This is a genomic window from Romboutsia timonensis (genome assembly GCF_900106845.1).
Taxonomy (GTDB): Bacteria; Bacillota; Clostridia; order Peptostreptococcales; family Peptostreptococcaceae; genus Romboutsia; species Romboutsia timonensis.
On the sequence record NZ_LT629850.1, the window covers coordinates 1,057,864 to 1,075,759 of the forward strand.

Sequence of the window (17,896 nt, forward strand, 5' to 3'; positions counted from 1 at the left end):
AAATATTGTAATATAGGGATATTAACGGAGGAAATTATGAAAAAAATAATAACTATAGGAGAAGCATTAATTGACTTTATACCCAATAAAAAGGGTTGTAGTTTAAAAGAAGTAGTTGGATTTGAAAGAGTAGCAGGAGGCGCACCTGCTAATGTGGCTGCAGTAGTTAGTAAATTAGGAGGAAAATCTAATTTTATTTCACAACTAGGTGAAGATGCATTTGGAGATTATATTATAGATGAACTTAATAAAGTTAATGTTGATACAAGTTATGTATTAAGGACAAATAAAGCAAATACTGGACTTGCATTTGTTTCTTTAAAAGAAGATGGAAATAGAGATTTTTCATTTTATAGAAACCCAAGTGCGGATATGTTGTTAAATGAAAGTGAAATAAATAAAGAGTGGTTTAATGATTGTCATAGCTTACATTTTTGTTCTGTAGATTTAATAGATTGTCCAATGAAAGAAGCGCATAAAAAAGCAATAGATTGTGCTATAGATAATAATAGTATTATAAGTTTTGATCCAAATGTAAGATTACCATTATGGAATAGTGAAGATGAATGTAGAAAAGCGATACTTGAATTTTTACCTTTTGCACATATAGTTAAAATATCAGATGAAGAATTAGAGTTTATAACAGGATTTAATAATATTGAAGATGCTAAAGAAGTACTATTTAATGGAAGCGTAAAAATGGTTATTTTTACAAAAGGTAAAGATGGAGCAGAAATATATACTAAAGATAAAGTAGTTAGCATAGAAGGTAATGTAGTTGAAGTTGTTGATACAACAGGTGCAGGAGATTCATTTATTGGAGCATTTTTATTTAAGTTATTAGAAAATGAAGTTGATCTTGATGGTATAGATAAGTTAAGTTGTGATACTATAAGAGATTATTTATTATTTGCTAATCATTATGCTGCATATAGTACAACTAAAAAAGGTGCTATAGCCTCATATGCAAACTTAGAAGAAATTCAAGAATATATTAAAAATAGGTAAGATTATTATAAAAATGATTAAAACCTATATAAGTAAACGCAAAAAGCTACTCAATTGTGAGTAGCTTTTTACGTTGTCAATATAATAAAAAATTCGCTTCGCTCATTTCGCCAACGATATATCCTTGCTCACGCTACGGATACATCCGTTGCTTGAGCCACTGCGTGGGCGAATCATTTCAAAATATCATTTTTTACTTTTATAAAGTTATTGATATTACTTATATTCATAGGTTATCCACAAATTTTTCATGATATAATTTCCATATACGTAAAAAATTTTAAGAATATAGGTGGATTTATATATTTATTGTAAAATTAATAGTATAGAAAAGAGTATTATCTAAAAGTTTTATTAAAAAACAAAAAAATAAAAAATATTTAAAACCTTTTATTAAATTATAAAGTCTAACAGATAGAATAAAATATTGGAAGGAGATAAGATGGAGGACGTACTTTTAGTTAAAAGAGCCATTAAAGGGGATAGGCAAGCTTTTGAAAAGCTTATGGATATCTACTTTGATAGGTTATGTAGAGAAGCTTATATAAGATGTAAATATGAAGAAGATGTTAAAGAGATAGTTCAAGAAACTATATACAAGGCTTATAGAAATATAAGAAGTTTAAAAGAACCACAGTATTTTAAGACATGGTTAAGTAGAATACTTATAAATGTAGCAAATGATTATTTAAGAAATAAAGGGATGGTAGATTTAGAACTTGATGAGACTTCTTATGTAAAAGAAGTTGTAATTGAAGATAAGATAGAGATAAAAATTGATCTATATAATGCAATAGATGAACTAGAGGATAAATATAAAGATGCAGTTATTCTTAGATATATTGATGACTTAAAAATAGAAGATATATCTAAAATATTAGACCGTCCTGTGAACACAATTAAAACTCATTTAAGAAAGGCTCTCAAGGATATGAAAAAAATGTTAAAGGAGGGATACTTCAATGAGTAAATTTATAAAGAAACAACAGTATAATTCAATAGATGAAAATATATATGATGAATTTGTTGATATAGATAGCATAACTATAGAAGAAATAGATAAAGAAATAGAAGACTTTTATATAGATAAAGAAAAAATAAATAATATAAAGTTTGAATTTGATAAAAAACTTATAATTAAAGAAGCAATAGACAAAGCAGAAGAAGATATTAAAAAAGAAAAGAATAAAAAGATTATATCAAAATTAGCAGCATGTATAGCCCTTTTATTGTCAATTGGAATATATAATCCAGCATTAGCTTATAATATTCCACCAATTATGAATGTATTAGAGAATATAAATAATTTATTACATGTAGATGAAATAGCATCATATATAGGAGTTGATAAAATAATACCTAGGGCAGTTGTAGATGATGAAAATAAAGTAAAGTTTGTTAAACCCACTAAATATAAAGTAGAGAATGATAATACAGAAATTATAGGTTTAGGTAATGAATTAGAAAATAGTGAAAAAGTACTTGAGATAAGTGAAATAAATACACAATATGGAGTAGTTGATTTTATACATAGAATGAGTAATAAAATCATAAAGCCTATAGATGGAAGAAAGAATGGGAGTATTGATATAAATCCTAAAACTATAGATATTGCACTAAATTCATTAAAGAATATAGGAGATGAAGAAGCAAGAGACTACTTACATTATGAGCTTAGTAAATGGAAAAATGGAGATTTTGAAAATGCTGTATTAGTTCATAATTATGTATGGCATATGTTAGATGGTAATATTGGAAAGGCATTATCATTAGATACTTATGAAGTTAACAAAATAAAAAGTAAATATTTTAAATAAATATATGGGGGGATAAACATGAATAATTTTTTTAAAAAAGTAATTTTACTTTTAAGTATATTTATACTATCAATTTTTGTCTTATCAGGGTGCAGCAAAAACAATGAGGTACAACCTTTAATTAAAAATTATGAAAAGCTATTAAATGAAGGTAACTATGAAGCACTATATGACAATATTTCAAAAAAATCAAAAGAATATATCTCTAAGGAAGAATTTATAAAAAGGTACTCTAGCATATATTCGGGTATAGGGGCAAATGATATAAAGATTTCAATTGGAGAAATAAATAGCAAAACTCAGATACCTATATCAATTACGATGAATACTCTAGCAGGAAAATTGAAATTTGAAGATATAAAGGTAGATATAGTTAAAGAAGATAAAAACTATAAAATAAATTGGAATGAAAGCTTAATACTTCCTCCTATGACTAAAGATGATAAAATAGGGGTAGAGGTTGATAAAGCTGTTAGAGGACAAATATTAGATAGAGATAATAATAAGTTAGCTTATGATGGTAAAGCTTATCAAGTAAATATACATCCTAGTGTTTTTACAGCAAATAAAGATGAAAACTTAGCTAAGTTTGCAGAGGTACTAGATGTAAGCATGGATAAAATAAGTGAAAAAATAGAAAATCAAAATCCAGATCATAAAATACCAATATTAAAGGTACCTCAATATGAAAATGAAAAAATTGATTTATTAAAAACTATAGAAGGTGTAATTATAGATGAGGTAGATTCTAGAGTATATCAAAATAGCGAGGCATTAGGTTGTCTGATTGGATACACTGATAATATAACTAAGGAAGAATTAGAAAAACATAAAGATAAAGATTATAACTCACAAAGTAAAATAGGAAAATCAGGATTAGAACAAGTTTATGAAGATAAATTAAGAGCAAGAGATGGTGTGCATATATTTATAAAAAGAGGAGAAGAAAAAATAACATTAGCAAAAACAGAACCTATAAATGGAGAAAATATAAAGCTATCAATAGACTCTAAACTTCAAGAAAATATATATGCACAAATGAATAATGAAAAAGGAGCATCTGTGGCATTACATCCTCAAACGGGAGAGGTATTAGCTATGGTAAGTTCTCCATCTTATAACTCTAATACAAAGGTTACATATATAACTAAAACAATATCTAATAAGTGGAAAGAAAGTGAATATGCTCATAATGAAAATAGATTTAATAATGCATACTCACCAGGATCAACTATGAAACTTATAACAGCATCAATAGGGTTAGATGAAAAGGTATTAAATCCAAATTATACAATTGATGTTAAAGGGGTTAATTGGCAAAAAAGTAGTAACTGGGGCGATTATTATGTTACTAGAGTAAAAGACCCAGGAAGATCAGTTAATTTATATGATGCCACTAAATACTCTGATAACATATACTTTGCAGACTTAGCTATTAAAATAGGCGCAGATAAATTTATAGAAGGAGCAAAGAAATTTGGTATAGGAGAAAATTTAGAATTTGAATATCCTATGGATAAATCACAAATATCTAATAACTCTAAAATAGAAAGTGAAATGCTATTAGCTGATACTGGTTATGGGCAAGGAGAGGTACTTATGACTCCACTTGATGTAGCTATGTCTTACTCGGCACTTTCTAATAATGGTGATATAATGAAGCCGAGACTTGTAATAAGTGAAAATAAAGAGCCAAAAGTATATAGTAAAGCTATAAATAAAGAAAATTTAGAAGAGTTAATTAGTTGTTTTGGGGCAGTTATAAATGATGAAGACGGAACCGGGAATTTAGGAAAGATAAATGGAGTAAACTTAATAGGAAAAACTGGTACAGCAGAAATTAAAAAAAGTAAAGATGATACAGATGGTAGTGAAAAAGGATGGTTTGTAGCAGTAAATCTGGATGAACCTAAAATAGCTATATCGATGATTATAGAAGATTTAAACGGTAAAACAGCAGGAAGCCATGTAGTACCTAAGGTGAAAAATATAATAAAAAATTATATTAATAATTAGATTTTAATCTTATCTATTCTATAGCATTATTTATATAAATATAATATAATAACATGTAATGCAAATTTGTATTATATTTATATGAATTTTAATTGGAGGAATTTAGATGGATAACTACAGAAATTCTATGTCAAGAGAAAATCTGATAATGTTAATAATGGCTGGAGCTATACTTGTTTTTAACTTAGTTGGATTTATAGTATCATACTTTGTATGGAAAGACTTAAGTAAAGAATCTGACTATATAAGAGAAAATGGAAGAAAGTTATTAAACTTTCATATATCTTTTGTAATATATGAAATAATAGCAGGATTATCAATAATTGTTTTAATAGGAGCGCTTTTAACTCCAATAGTTTCAATAGCATACTTTGTATTAGCTGTACTAGGTATGATAAAGTATGGTCAGTATAAAGACTATGATTATGCATTTGTAATTAACTTTATAAAGTAATTGATTAAAGATGAAGAAAAAACTTCATCTTTTTTTGTTTTTGATAAAAAAACTTAATAAAATTAATTTTACTATATATATTTTTTTATTTTTATGGTTAATGTATACACCTTATTATTTTAAATAACATATGATAGGATATATCAATAAAGGAGTGGAATGTATGTGTGGAATAGTTGGATGGGTTAATCTTAAAAAAGATATAAAGCCCTATTACAATATAGTAGAAGACATGAGAGATACTCTAGTATTTAGAGGTCCAGATTCATATGGAATAAAAGTATATGATAATGCAATACTTGGACATAGAAGGTTAGCTATAGTGGACCCAACAGGTGGACTTCAACCTATGGATAAGTATTTAGGTGATAGAAAATATACTATAGTATACAATGGGGAACTATATAATACAGAGGTTGTAAGACGTGATTTATTAGATAAAGGGTATACATTTAACTCATATTCTGATACAGAAGTACTTTTAACTTCATATATAGAGTATGGTCAAGATTGTGTAAATAAAATTGATGGTATATATGCATTTGCTATATGGGATGATTATAAAAAAGAATTATTTTTAGTAAGGGATCCATTAGGGGTTAAACCTTTATTTTATTCATTTAAGGGGGATTCATTAATATTTGGATCTGAAATTAAAGCATTATTAAAACATCCAGATGTTGATTCTATCGTTGATAAAGAAGGTATTTTAGAGATGATGGCTATAAGCCCTCAAAGAAGTCTAGGATCAGGAATATTTAAAGATATAAAAGAAGTACCTCCTGCATATTGTTTAACATACAATGAAAATGGAATAAAATTAAGACAGTATTGGGAGCTAGAAGCAAAAGAGCACACAGAAGATTTAGGTCAAACTACAAAGCATTTAAGAGAATTATTAGTAGATGCAATAGAAAGACAACTTGTTAGTGATGTACCTGTTTGTACTTTCTTATCTGGTGGACTTGATTCAAGTTTTATATCCTATATAGCGGCTAAGGCTTTTGAAAGAGATAATAAAGAAAAATTAAATACATTTTCAATTGATTACACTGATAATGAAAAATATTTTAAAGCTAATGAATTCCAACCAAATAGTGATGCTTATTGGGTTGTAAAAATGGCAGATTATATTAAAAGTAATCATCACAATGTAATACTAGATAATACAATACTTGCAAATTATTTAAAAGAAGCTACATTAGCATCGGATTTACCTTTAATGGCAGATATAGATTCATCACTTTATTTATTTTCTAAAGAAGTGAGAAAACATGCTACAGTTGTTTTATCTGGAGAGTGTGCCGATGAGGTATTTGGTGGATATCCTTGGTATACTAAAGATTATGAAAATATAGAAATGTTTCCATGGCAAGATTCACTAAATCATAGAAAAAATATATTAGCAAAAAGTCTAGCGGATTTACCTATAGAAGAATATGCAAAACAAATGTGTCAAGATAGTATAAAAAAAGTTCCAAAAGTAAAAGGCGAAAGCAAAAGAGATGAAAGAATGAGAGAGTTAACTTATCTAAACTTAAAATGGTTTATGATAACTTTATTAAATAGAAAAGATAGAATGACGATGGCAAATAGTTTAGAAGGAAGAGTACCTTATGCAGATAAAACATTAGTTGAATATGCTTATAACATACCTTCAGATATGAAACTATTACATGGTCGTGAAAAAGGACTTTTAAGAGAGTCTATGAGAACCCTACTTCCAGATGAGATAATAGACAGAAAGAAAAGTCCATATCCAAAAACTCATAATCCAATATACACTAAAGCAGTATGTAAAATGCTAAATGATATAGCTCAAGATCCAAATGCTAAGCTTTTTCAAATAGTAGATAAAGAAGCTGTTATTAATATGATAAATACTCAAGGTAGAAGCTTTACTAAACCTTGGTTTGGTCAACTTATGACAGGACCTCAAGTAATAGCTTATTTAATTCAGTTAGAAACTTGGTTAAATGAATATAATGTAAAACTAGATATATAAATAGGGGGTATTACTATGGGATTATTGAGAGTGATAAAAAAAGAGGATCATAATAGTGCAAAAATAGTTCAAATACTAAATTTAAACAAACAAATAAAGTTTGTATCTTTAATGGGGGTAGATTTAGGTGGGAATGCAACTGATGAAAAAATACCTGTAGAATTATTTAAAAAAGATATAGATGACTTTTTATATAGAGGAATACAAACAGATGGTTCAAGTGTAGAACTTCATGAAATTGCAACATTAAATAATGCTAAAGTTGATTTACTTCCTGACTTAGATGTAAATTGGTATATCGATTATAATACTGAGCTAACAGATTATGAAACTAACTTACCTGTTGGTACACTTAAAATACCTTCTTTCTTAATACACAATAATAAAAAGGTATGTTCAAGAGGAATACTACAAAGAGCAACAAATAATTTAGAAAATACTTTAATTGATTTATTAAAAAAATACCCTAATCTTTTAAATCATGTAGATATAGATAGTGTGGATGATATAGAAAAGATAAATATAACATCAGCAACCGAGTTAGAATTCTGGGTAAGCACACCAGAAGATAAAGCAGATTTAGATAAATTATATGTATCTCAAAGTTTAAAAGAGCAATACTGGAAAAAAACTCAAGGTACTATAAGAAGTGCATTAGAAAGAACTATTATAATACTTCAAGAGTTAGGCGTAGAACCTGAAATGGGTCATAAAGAAGTTGGTGGTATAGCAAGTTCAATAAGTATAGATGGTAAAACTAATCATGCAATGGAACAATTAGAAATAGATTGGAAATATTCAAGTGCAATTCAAACGGCAGACAATGAGATAGTAATAAGAGATATAGTTGAAGAGGTATTTAAAAGCTTTGGTCTTAATGTGACTTTTAAAGCTAAGCCACTTAATAGAGTAGCTGGAAGTGGAGAACACACTCATATAGGAATAAGTGCAAAATTAAAAGATGGAAAAGTTAAAAATTTATTCTCACCAAAAGATATGAACAGTGATTTTATGAGTGAAATAGGGTATGGAGCATTAATGGGAATACTTAAAAACTATGAAGTATTAAATCCATTTGTAACAGATTCAAATGATGCATTAAATAGATTAGTACCAGGATTTGAAGCACCGGTATGTATAGTTACTTCACTTGGTAAAAATTATGAAGTCCCATCAAGAAATAGATCAGTATTAATAGGACTTATAAGAGATATAGATAATCCACTAGCTACTAGATTTGAGTTAAGAGCTCCAAATCCATTATCAAATACTTATTTAGTTTTAGCAAGTATTTATCAAGCAGTAGTAGATGGTATAAAAGCAGTAGCAGTTAGTAATTTAGACTCAAAAGAATTAGAAAAAGAAATATCTAAAGATGCAGGTGAAGCTAGTTTTTATTTAGAGAAAGATAGAAAATATAGAGATGAAGAAAATGTATTTGAATGCTACACTCAAGATGAAAGAGAAAAATTATTTGGAAAATCACCAGCTACAGTTTATGAAAATATGTTGAATTTAGATAAATATATTGAAAAAGTTGAAGTATTAAAAGATAATGATGTATTTACTGATGATATTATAAATTCATTTAAAGTAGGGGCTATAGACAGATGGATGAAAGAATTGAGAAATAGGATTATACAAGACAATATGGATATAATAAGAGGATGCAAAAAAATGCATACAATAGATGATATGGATGCTTTAGATGAAGTTGTATATAATGATATAAATAATATAAAACTTGAATTAATGAAAGATAATTTAGTAAGAAAGTCTTTATTTACTCAAATAATAGAAGCATTAGATAATAATGAATTAGAACTAGCATCAGAGCTTCAATTAATAATGAAAGATAAAATGGAATTACTTCAAAGTAAGTATATTCAATATAAGAAAAATATTTTTTAGAAATATATAAGAAAAATTAATTACTATTAAAAATAATTAAATGTTCGGAGATGGTGATATGAGTTTTTCTATGGCTAAAAGCGCCAAAGCAAATAAATTAGTTGAGTTTGACTGTGTTAGATGCGGTAAACATGCAGAAATTCAAGAGGGACAAAAATTAAGAGTTGTAACACCAAAAGATAGTAAACCTTGCATATTATGTCCTTATTGTGGTGAACGTAATGAAATAGATAATGATGAAAATGTTTCAGATGTATTTTCTTTAATATAATTAATCTATAAAGAAAGTAAAAGTAAAAAAGATTCTATCTGTTTTTAGATAGAGTCTTTTTTACATATAATGAAATTATGTAGGATAAAATATTGTGTATAACATATGAAAAGAAGTGTTTAGCCGACACGTAGCTTAAGCAAAGTAAATTATATATATTGTAGAAAATATAATTATATATGAATATAAATAACAATATTAATAAAGAAAGAACTGGAGGATAAAATGAAAATAGCAATATTTTTAGGTGCAGGAGCTTCAGCAGCAGAACACTGCCCTATTCAAAGTCAACTATTTGTTGAATATTTTAAATCTTTAACACAAAAAGATTATAAAAGTGAAATGAACATAGAACTACATAAGTTTTTTAAAGATATGTTTAATATAGATATAATAAATGATGATATAGATAAAATATCATTTCCAACATTTGAAGAAGTATTAGGTCTTATAGACTTAGCAGAGCAAAGAAGAGAATCATTTAAAAACTTTGGACTTGAAAATTTGCATAAAAAAAGTGATAGTATACGTATTTTAAGACAGTATCTTATATTACTTATGGCTAAGTCATTACATAATTGTGAGAAAACTAATAACTACTACCACAAATTATTGATAGATAATTTATTAAAAGAAGATCTATTAAAAGATACTACATTTATAAGTGCAAACTATGATATACATATAGATAATACAATAGCAGGATTATATAAAAAAGATAATCCTATAATGCTTGATTATGGAGTTGATTTTACAAATTTTGATTTTAGACACAGTTGGAAAAAGCCACAGTCTCCAATTGTTAAACTTTATAAAATACATGGTTCGCTAAATTGGCTATACTGTCCAGTATGTAACAGTCTAACAATAACACCTTATGAAGGTGGAATAATGAGGCTTTTAGATAATATAGACGAAGCTAAATGTTTAGCCTGTGATGAAATTACAATACCTATTATAATACCTCCTACTTATTTTAAAAATATGACTAATGTATTTGTATCAACAGTTTGGAGAGAAGTAGAAAAAACTTTAAGAGAAAGTGACTTACTTATTTTTTGTGGATACTCTTTTTCTGATGCAGATATACATATAAAGTATATGATAAAACGAGTTCAAACTAGTAGAAAAAAAGCTCCTTTAAAATTTATGGTATTTAATAGTTATGAAGGGAAAAGAGAAGATTCAAAAAGAAAGGAGGAAGAGAGATATAAAAGGTTCTTAGGAGAGGGGGTTATATTTACTGATAATTCTTTTGAAGAGTTTGCAAGTGATCCTCTAAGATTTATAAAGACGATAAAGATATAAAATAAATGTAGCTAAATTGTTATATAAAGTACTTTTGCCAATATTTTTTGTACTTTTGAACATAATTTAGAAGGAAAATAAGCATTGTTATCAAATTATAAATATAGGGAAAAATTAGGGATAAGCTAGGGGGACAAAATATGGTTACATTTGATATAAATGGTGCTATAGTAGAATTTGATGAAAAAACGGATAACTACAATAGTATAAGGAAATCATTTAAAAATCAAGCAGAATATGCACGTGATAATTTTAAAAATTATTGTCTAAATAATATATTAACGTTAAAAGACTTATCGGAAAAGTCGCTAGAAATCGGAATGTATAATATAGAAAGTACTATAAAAAAAGGTGTTGAAACATTAGTAGGTTATAACCTTATAACTATAGATATTAATACATTTAAAGAATGTTATTGTGAAAAATACCTAAATTATCAAAGAATGTTTAATAACACTATAAAACAAACCAAAACAAAAAGTAAAAAAAATAATTACATGACAAAATCATCTCTTAAGCCTTTAATAGAAAATCTATCACAATATATATATAATGACTGTTTTAACATACATAATGCAGTAATAGATGCACTTATAAAAAATGATATAGAAATAGTATCTTCAAAAATAGATGAAGAAAATATAAAAAAATCAAGTGCTTTATTCAATAATTATAAGGATGGATTTATAAATAGAGTAGATGGTACTATAGTAGTAAAGCAGATTATAACTTTAAATCCTTATAGAATGGATGTTTATGAGTATTTAGTAAAAGAAGATGGGGACTTTAATAGAGAGATAGAAAGGTTAGCTGATTATTTAGGTTATGATTTAAAACCATATAAAAATCAATTAATGGATGAATATATTGATGATTGCCTGAAAAATGATACAGATATAGAATTTATAAAAGAAAAAGTTGTAAAGTACGCTAAGTATATAGGATCGCTAAATGAGGCTATCTATTTAACTAGAATAGATGCTATACAAATGTTTGAAAATGCATAATTTTTAAGATAAATACCCCTATAGTAAATTAACTATAGGGGTATTTATGTACTTTAATATTTATATTTTAATAAAATAGTGTATCATCTTTATAGAAATCTTCATTAAATTTCTCATCAGCGTCTATAAAAATATCATCATTTAATATAATTTCATCATAATTATCTTCGTATGAATTATCACCATAAGACATTATATCGTCATAGTTAATGTTATCTTGAAAAAAGTTAATTTTTTTCATTAATTTATTCTTATTTTTATTTCTACATGACTTAAGATTTAAATTCATATATAGCACCTCATAAATATAATATTTACCACAGTAATTATTATATGTAAAATGTAAAATTTTATAGACTATATAAATAAATTATTATATATTTTATTGCTTTTACATAAGTTAAAATATATGAAACTTAGCTTTTAAATACAAAAGATACTAGAAGGTTTTAGATATAATATATTTTAAATAAATCGCATATATTTAACAATAAGTAATAAGGGGAGGGGTATATATGAAAGTTACAATGAGAATAAAGCTTAAAGAAAAGGATATAGATTACGATCAGTACATAGGTACTTGTAGGATTATAGAAATATTTGATGATATAGCAGAAGAGCTACTTATAAGAAATGAAGGTCATAAAGGTGTATTAAAAGAATATGAGGAACTAGAACTTATAAAGCCTTTAGTTTGTGGAGACCATGTAGATATAGTAGGTCAAATTATTGCTTTTAATGATACAATATTAAAAATAAAATTTGAAGTATTAAAGGTATTAGATGGAGAGCATGAAAAATATTTATTAATACCAGAGCTACTTTGCAAAGCTATAGGTGTATTTGAAGTATTTCCAAAATAAATATTATAAGGATGTAAACAAGCTTATTTACATCCTTTTTTGCGCTTAAGGATATTATAATATTTTAAAAAATGTGGATAACTTCTGAATGTAAGTAATATCAATAAATTGTTTTTGAGCGTAAAAAAGATTTTGAAATACTTCGCCCACGCAGTGGCTCAAGCAACGGACGAAGTCGTTGGCGACATGAAGTGTTTCGCCGACACGTCGCTCAAGCGAAGCGAATTTTTTATAGCTAATAAACTTGTAAGTTTAACTAAATTTTTGAATAAAATAAACCATACTAACAATATGAAACTTGACTTGATAGGTTAATAATCTAATATAATAAATTTTTTTAGTTATTATTATACTAAATATTAAAAAATTGAATTATATCAGTATTAATATTGATTTAAATACAAATTAGTATATAATAAAATAGAATATATAGTAATTTTTAACAATAGTGTCATTTAATATCACATATTTAAAGGTGGTTTATGAGAGTAAATAAAAAAATAAATATAATTTTAATTTTAGTTTGTATATTTTCTTGTCTAAAAATTAGTACAAGTTATGCAAATATAAGGGAGAGTTTTAATTTTAAGAACATAACGATTGAAGATGGATTATCTCAATCTACGGTAGAAACTATATATCAAGATAGTAAAGGTTATATATGGATAGGAACTAATGATGGCCTTGATAGATATAATGGATATGAATTTAAACATTATAAACATGACAAATATGATAAAAACTCAATAGCTAATAACTATATTGTTGATATTATAGAAGATAAAAATGGATATATATGGGTTTCTACTATAGGGGGACTAAGTAGAATAAATCCTGATAAAGATGAGATAAAAAATTATTACTCAAAAGAAGATAGTGGAAACTTATCTAATAGCAATTTATGGCAAATTCTTTGCACAAAGGATAATAGACTAATTGCATCAACAATAGATGGGCTTAATGTATATGATAAAAATAAAGATAAATTTACTAGAATTTTATATAAAGAAGGGGAACTTCCTAGTCAATACATATACTCACTTGAAGAGGACATAAATGGTCATATATGGGTTTGTACTTTAGATAATGGATTATTTAAAATAAACTTAGATGATAATAGTGTAGAAAATTATAAAAATAATAATAGTAAGATTTCAATACCAAGTAATAATGTAAGAGATATAATAAGTGATTCAGAAGGTAAACTTTGGATTGCTACAGATAAAGGCCTTTGTACTTTTGATTATGAAAGAGAAGAGTTTATAACATATAATAAAAAATCATACCAAAGTAATAGCTTAATTGATGATGAAATATTTTGTTTGTTAAAGGATAGTAGTGGACTTATATGGATAGGCACATATAGTGGAATATCTAGATTTAATCCTAATAGTAATTTTACCCACTTTAAATTAGACCCTTATGAAGATAATAGCATAAGCGGTAATGTAATTCATGGTATATACGAAGATGATGATAAAACATTATGGATAGGAACTAATGAAAGTGGAGTAAATATTATAAATGGAGAAAGTATCAAACATTTAAATAAAGAAAATAGCAACATTGTTAGTGACTTGATAGAAGATATAACAGGATTTAAAAACTATATATTTATAGGAACTAATGAAGGACTATCTGTTTTAGTTAAAAATGATAAGACTGCTAAAAATTATACGATAACAAATTATACAACTAAAGATGGTTTACCATCAAATAAAATAAGATCATTATTTATAGATTCTAAAGGTTATTTATGGATAGGAACTAATAAAGGTCTTGCTATATTAGATACAAATAATAATAAGATTATAGACATTACTTATATACTTGATGAAATGGGAGTATCAGATAAATTTATAAGGGCTGTATATGAAGACTCAAAAGGAAATTATTATATTGGATGTTTTTTAGAAGGTGGATTAATTAAAATAAATCCAAATACTAAAGAATATAAAATATATAAAAATATTGAAAATGATGACTCTAGTATAAGTAATAATTCAATAAGATATATAAATGAAGATTTATACGGAAATATACTAGTTGGAACTAGTCATGGTATTAATATATTAAATTTAAGTACAGATAAATTTAATCATTATACAGAAAAAGATGGGCTAATAAATAATACTATATATGGTATATTAGTTGATAAAAATAATGGTATATGGATGAGCACAAATGCAGGGATATCTAAACTTTCTACTGAAGATGCTACATTTAAAAACTTTACAATTACAGATGGTCTTCAATCTAATGAATTTAATGGAAGAGCATGCTTTAAAAGTAAAGATGGGAATATGTATTTTGGTGGTATAAATGGATTTAATGTTTTTAATTCACAAGATATAGAATTATCTACATTTGAGCCAAAAGTTATATTTGATAATTTTGAAATAAATGGTACAAATAAAAAAGATATATCTAATATAAAATTTAAATCTAATGAAAATAATATAAAGATAAACTTTTTTACAAATGATTATAAAAATACAAAAACAACTCAATACTACTATAAATTAGAAGGTTTAGAAAATGAGTGGAATATGACTAATAGCAATTCACTTGTATTTGCTAATTTAGGATCAGGAGATTACACCTTAAAAATAAAGACTATAACACAACATGGAGTAATGAGTGATGAAAGTTCTGTACACTTTACCATTAATCCACCTATTTGGAGAAGTAATTATGCAATATGTATTTATTTAATTTTAATAATCATATCAATACTTAGATATATGCATAAAGTAAATACGCTAGATAGGTTAGTTAATGAAAGGACTAATAAGTTAAGAAAAGAGATGGAAAAAAATGAACAATTGTTCAAAAAAGTATTATCATTAGAGCAAAATAAAAATAATTATTTTGTTAACCTATCTCATGAACTTAGAACTCCTTTAAATGTATTAAGTAGCATTAATCAGTTAATAAAAGAATTTACTAAAAAAGATAATTTTATAACACCGGAAAAACTTTCTTATTATATGGGAATAATGGATAGAAATTGCTCTAGATTATTAAGCTTAATTAACAATTTAATTGATCATACAAAAATTGAAAATAACAGCTATATAATAAATAAAAAAGATGAAGATATAGTTTATTTAGTTGAAGAAACTGTTCTTGATATGAAAGATTATATAGAAGAAAAAGGACTTGAGTTAAATTTTGATACAGACGTAGAAGAGAAAGTTATTAGATGTGATAAAGTTGATATAGAAAGATGTATTATAAATTTAGTTGGTAATGCTGTTAAATTTACACCTGAAGGTGGATTAATTGAAGTATTACTACAAGATTTAGATGATAAAGTAAAGATAATTGTAAAAGATAACGGAATAGGTATTAGTGAAGAGAATCAAAAGATAATATTTGATAGATTTAATCAAGTGGTAGATGAAAGTTCTGAGCAAAAAGGAGGAAGTGGATTAGGACTTACTATAACTAAGCAACTTATAACACTTCATAATGGAGAGATATATGTAGAAAGTGAAGTTGGTGTAGGTAGTGAGTTTATAATAATACTTCCTGTATATAGTAGTTAAATAGCATAAAAAGGAACTCTGATTAAAGAGTTCCTTTTTCTATGCTATTTTCTAGAGTTATATAGTTTTTCAACTATATTTAAAATTTCATACATAATCCAAGCACAAAATGATAATACAAATACACCCATCATTACAAGGTCTAATTTAAATACTTGACTACCATAAACTATTAAATATCCTAAACCATTACGAGATACTAAAAACTCACCAACTATAACTCCAACCCATGCCATACCAATGTTTATTTTAGTAAGATTTATAAGATTACCTATATTTGAAGGAATTATAAGTTTAAATAATAGTTGAGATTTAGTAGCGCCAAAGCTCTTTAACATCTTTATTTTTTCTTCATCTACATTTATAAAATAGTTATAAGCAGATAATATAGTAACAACAACTGATATTGTAACTGCAGTAACTACTATTCCTTGAATTCCAGCACCAGCCCAAACAATTATAATAGGAGCAAGGGCAGTTTTAGGGAGAGCATTTAATACAACTAAGAATGGATCTAATATTTTTGATAATTTTTCAGACCACCAAAGTGCTATTGCAACAAGTATACCTAAAACTGTACCTATTACTAATCCAAGTACTGTTTCATATACAGATATGCCAACGTGTTTCATAAGTTCACCGTTTGATATATACTTTATAAATAGTTTATATATATCAGATGGCTTACTAAATAAGAATGTTTGTATTATCCCAGCATTTGCAAGGATTTCCCATAGCACTAATATTCCAATCAGTAATGCTATTTGAATTAATAAAACTTTTACTTTTTCTTTTTTTATGTTTTTAAGGTAGTTGGCATATCCTTCTGAGTAGTTATTGTTTGATTTCATAAGAATCCAACTCCTTCCATAGAATGTCAAAGTAGTATTGGAATTGTGGCACCTTACGAGTTTTTAGAGGAGTTTTTTCTCCTTCTGTTACAAGGTTTATTTCATGAACACTTTTTACAGAAGCTGGTCTTTTTGATAATACTATTATTTTATCACTCATAGATATAGCTTCTGAAATGTCATGAGTTACCATAATTGCAGATTTACCTTCATTTTTTATTATTCTATAAACATCATCACTAACCAAAAGTCTTGTTTGATAATCAAGTGCAGAGAATGGTTCATCAAGGAGTAATATATCAGGAGCTACTGCAAGTGTTCTAATAAGAGCAACTCTTTGTCTCATACCTCCAGATAGCTCTTTTGGATACATATTTCTAAAATCCCATAAATCATAAGTTTTTAAAAGTCTTTCAACTCTCTCCATTGCTTCATCAGTTTTTTTCTTTTGGATTTCAAGTCCAATAGTTATATTGTCCATAATATTTCTCCATTCAAGTAGGTTATCTTTTTGAAACATATATCCGATTTTTCCATTTATAATTACATCTCCACTAGTAGGTTTTAAAAGTTTAGTTAGTATATTTAGTATTGTTGATTTTCCAGAACCACTAGGTCCAAGAATGGTTAGAATTTGACCCTCCATTAGATTAAAGTTTATGTTTTTTAAGACTTCAAGTTCTCCATCTTTGGTATAAAAGGTTTGATTAAGGTTTGATATTTTGACCATATCTTTCATATAGTCACCTCCAAGAAGTTTTTTAGTATATATTATTGTATTAATTTGTGGAATGATTTGTACCATTTTTTAAGAAAAGATAAAATTTAATATCT

Annotated in this window: 15 protein-coding genes; 12 read left to right on the forward strand and 3 right to left on the reverse strand. The window is 26.3% G+C overall.

Features of this window, described 5'->3' with window-relative positions:
• Window positions 1-36: 36 nt before the first annotated feature.
• The 10 genes from BN7997_RS07575 (at window position 37) to BN7997_RS07620 (ending at window position 11,797) form a co-directional block, all read left to right on the forward strand.
• On the forward strand, window positions 37-1,008 hold the full coding sequence (locus BN7997_RS07575) for a carbohydrate kinase family protein (RefSeq protein WP_071120220.1): 972 nt from the start codon (window positions 37-39) through the stop codon (window positions 1,006-1,008).
• 442 nt (window positions 1,009-1,450) lie between these two features.
• The gene (locus BN7997_RS07580) at window positions 1,451-1,978 is read left to right on the forward strand and encodes a sigma-70 family RNA polymerase sigma factor (RefSeq protein ID WP_071120221.1); all 528 of its coding nucleotides are present in this window, start codon (window positions 1,451-1,453) and stop codon (window positions 1,976-1,978) included.
• The gene (locus BN7997_RS07585; protein ID WP_071120222.1) at window positions 1,971-2,825 is read left to right on the forward strand and encodes a DUF6241 domain-containing protein; all 855 of its coding nucleotides are present in this window, start codon (window positions 1,971-1,973) and stop codon (window positions 2,823-2,825) included. Before BN7997_RS07580 ends, BN7997_RS07585 begins: the two co-directional genes overlap by 8 nt.
• Window positions 2,826-2,843: 18 nt before the next feature.
• Window positions 2,844-4,841 carry a penicillin-binding transpeptidase domain-containing protein gene (locus BN7997_RS07590; protein ID WP_071120223.1) on the forward strand — a complete coding sequence of 666 codons (1,998 nt, stop codon included), beginning with the start codon at window positions 2,844-2,846 and terminating at the stop codon, window positions 4,839-4,841.
• Between the two features lie 106 nt (window positions 4,842-4,947).
• Entirely contained in the window at window positions 4,948-5,295 is a 348-nt protein-coding gene (locus BN7997_RS07595; protein ID WP_071120224.1) for a DUF4870 domain-containing protein, read from the forward strand.
• A 163-nt stretch (window positions 5,296-5,458) separates the two neighbouring features.
• The gene (asnB, locus tag BN7997_RS07600) at window positions 5,459-7,300 is read left to right on the forward strand and encodes an asparagine synthase (glutamine-hydrolyzing) (RefSeq protein WP_071120225.1); all 1,842 of its coding nucleotides are present in this window, start codon (window positions 5,459-5,461) and stop codon (window positions 7,298-7,300) included.
• A 15-nt stretch (window positions 7,301-7,315) separates the two neighbouring features.
• Entirely contained in the window at window positions 7,316-9,211 is a 1,896-nt protein-coding gene (locus tag BN7997_RS07605; RefSeq protein WP_071120226.1) for a glutamine synthetase, read from the forward strand.
• A 58-nt stretch (window positions 9,212-9,269) separates the two neighbouring features.
• Window positions 9,270-9,482 carry a hypothetical protein gene (locus BN7997_RS07610; RefSeq protein ID WP_071120227.1) on the forward strand — a complete coding sequence of 71 codons (213 nt, stop codon included), beginning with the start codon at window positions 9,270-9,272 and terminating at the stop codon, window positions 9,480-9,482.
• 225 nt (window positions 9,483-9,707) lie between these two features.
• A complete protein-coding gene (locus tag BN7997_RS07615; protein WP_071120228.1) occupies window positions 9,708-10,790 on the forward strand; it encodes an SIR2 family protein in 1,083 nt (360 codons plus the stop codon).
• A gap of 140 nt (window positions 10,791-10,930) precedes the next feature.
• The gene (locus BN7997_RS07620; protein WP_071120229.1) at window positions 10,931-11,797 is read left to right on the forward strand and encodes a kinase; all 867 of its coding nucleotides are present in this window, start codon (window positions 10,931-10,933) and stop codon (window positions 11,795-11,797) included.
• Between the two features lie 67 nt (window positions 11,798-11,864).
• On the opposite strand, the gene BN7997_RS07625 is transcribed toward BN7997_RS07620, so the two are convergent.
• On the reverse strand, window positions 11,865-12,086 hold the full coding sequence (locus tag BN7997_RS07625; protein ID WP_071120230.1) for a hypothetical protein: 222 nt from the start codon (window positions 12,084-12,086) through the stop codon (window positions 11,865-11,867).
• Window positions 12,087-12,312: 226 nt separating this feature from the next.
• Here BN7997_RS07625 and BN7997_RS07630 point away from each other — a divergent pair, with 226 nt between their 5' ends.
• Both BN7997_RS07630 and BN7997_RS07635 read left to right on the forward strand, forming a co-directional pair.
• Window positions 12,313-12,660 (forward strand): hypothetical protein, encoded by a 348-nt coding sequence (locus BN7997_RS07630; protein ID WP_071120231.1) that lies wholly within the window; start codon window positions 12,313-12,315, stop codon window positions 12,658-12,660.
• A gap of 482 nt (window positions 12,661-13,142) precedes the next feature.
• Window positions 13,143-16,211 (forward strand): ligand-binding sensor domain-containing protein, encoded by a 3,069-nt coding sequence (locus tag BN7997_RS07635; protein ID WP_071120232.1) that lies wholly within the window; start codon window positions 13,143-13,145, stop codon window positions 16,209-16,211.
• A 44-nt stretch (window positions 16,212-16,255) separates the two neighbouring features.
• Here BN7997_RS07635 and BN7997_RS07640 read toward each other — a convergent pair whose 3' ends face one another.
• Together BN7997_RS07640 and BN7997_RS07645 are read right to left on the reverse strand one after the other, a co-directional pair.
• Complete coding sequence (locus tag BN7997_RS07640; RefSeq protein ID WP_071120233.1) at window positions 16,256-17,062, reverse strand: ABC transporter permease; 807 nt, start codon at window positions 17,060-17,062, stop codon at window positions 16,256-16,258.
• A complete protein-coding gene (locus tag BN7997_RS07645; protein WP_071120234.1) occupies window positions 17,046-17,801 on the reverse strand; it encodes an ABC transporter ATP-binding protein in 756 nt (251 codons plus the stop codon). The genes BN7997_RS07640 and BN7997_RS07645 overlap by 17 nt, the downstream gene beginning before the upstream one ends.
• Window positions 17,802-17,896 lie beyond the last annotated feature (95 nt).

Bases quoted from the DNA above. Each gene is read 5' to 3' on its own strand.
- BN7997_RS07605 (WP_071120226.1), top strand. From the start codon at position 7,316: ATGGGATTATTGAGAGTGATAAAAAAAGAGGATCATAATAGTGCAAAA.
- BN7997_RS07640 (WP_071120233.1), bottom strand. From the start codon at position 17,062: ATGAAATCAAACAATAACTACTCAGAAGGATATGCCAACTACCTTAAA.
- BN7997_RS07645 (WP_071120234.1), bottom strand. From the start codon at position 17,801: ATGAAAGATATGGTCAAAATATCAAACCTTAATCAAACCTTTTATACC.
- BN7997_RS07630 (WP_071120231.1), top strand. From the start codon at position 12,313: ATGAAAGTTACAATGAGAATAAAGCTTAAAGAAAAGGATATAGATTAC.
- BN7997_RS07575 (WP_071120220.1), top strand. From the start codon at position 37: ATGAAAAAAATAATAACTATAGGAGAAGCATTAATTGACTTTATACCC.
- BN7997_RS07635 (WP_071120232.1), top strand. From the start codon at position 13,143: ATGAGAGTAAATAAAAAAATAAATATAATTTTAATTTTAGTTTGTATA.
- asnB (WP_071120225.1), top strand. From the start codon at position 5,459: ATGTGTGGAATAGTTGGATGGGTTAATCTTAAAAAAGATATAAAGCCC.
- BN7997_RS07595 (WP_071120224.1), top strand. From the start codon at position 4,948: ATGGATAACTACAGAAATTCTATGTCAAGAGAAAATCTGATAATGTTA.
- BN7997_RS07590 (WP_071120223.1), top strand. From the start codon at position 2,844: ATGAATAATTTTTTTAAAAAAGTAATTTTACTTTTAAGTATATTTATA.
- BN7997_RS07610 (WP_071120227.1), top strand. From the start codon at position 9,270: ATGAGTTTTTCTATGGCTAAAAGCGCCAAAGCAAATAAATTAGTTGAG.
- BN7997_RS07615 (WP_071120228.1), top strand. From the start codon at position 9,708: ATGAAAATAGCAATATTTTTAGGTGCAGGAGCTTCAGCAGCAGAACAC.
- BN7997_RS07580 (WP_071120221.1), top strand. From the start codon at position 1,451: ATGGAGGACGTACTTTTAGTTAAAAGAGCCATTAAAGGGGATAGGCAA.
- BN7997_RS07585 (WP_071120222.1), top strand. From the start codon at position 1,971: ATGAGTAAATTTATAAAGAAACAACAGTATAATTCAATAGATGAAAAT.
- BN7997_RS07625 (WP_071120230.1), bottom strand. From the start codon at position 12,086: ATGAATTTAAATCTTAAGTCATGTAGAAATAAAAATAAGAATAAATTA.
- BN7997_RS07620 (WP_071120229.1), top strand. From the start codon at position 10,931: ATGGTTACATTTGATATAAATGGTGCTATAGTAGAATTTGATGAAAAA.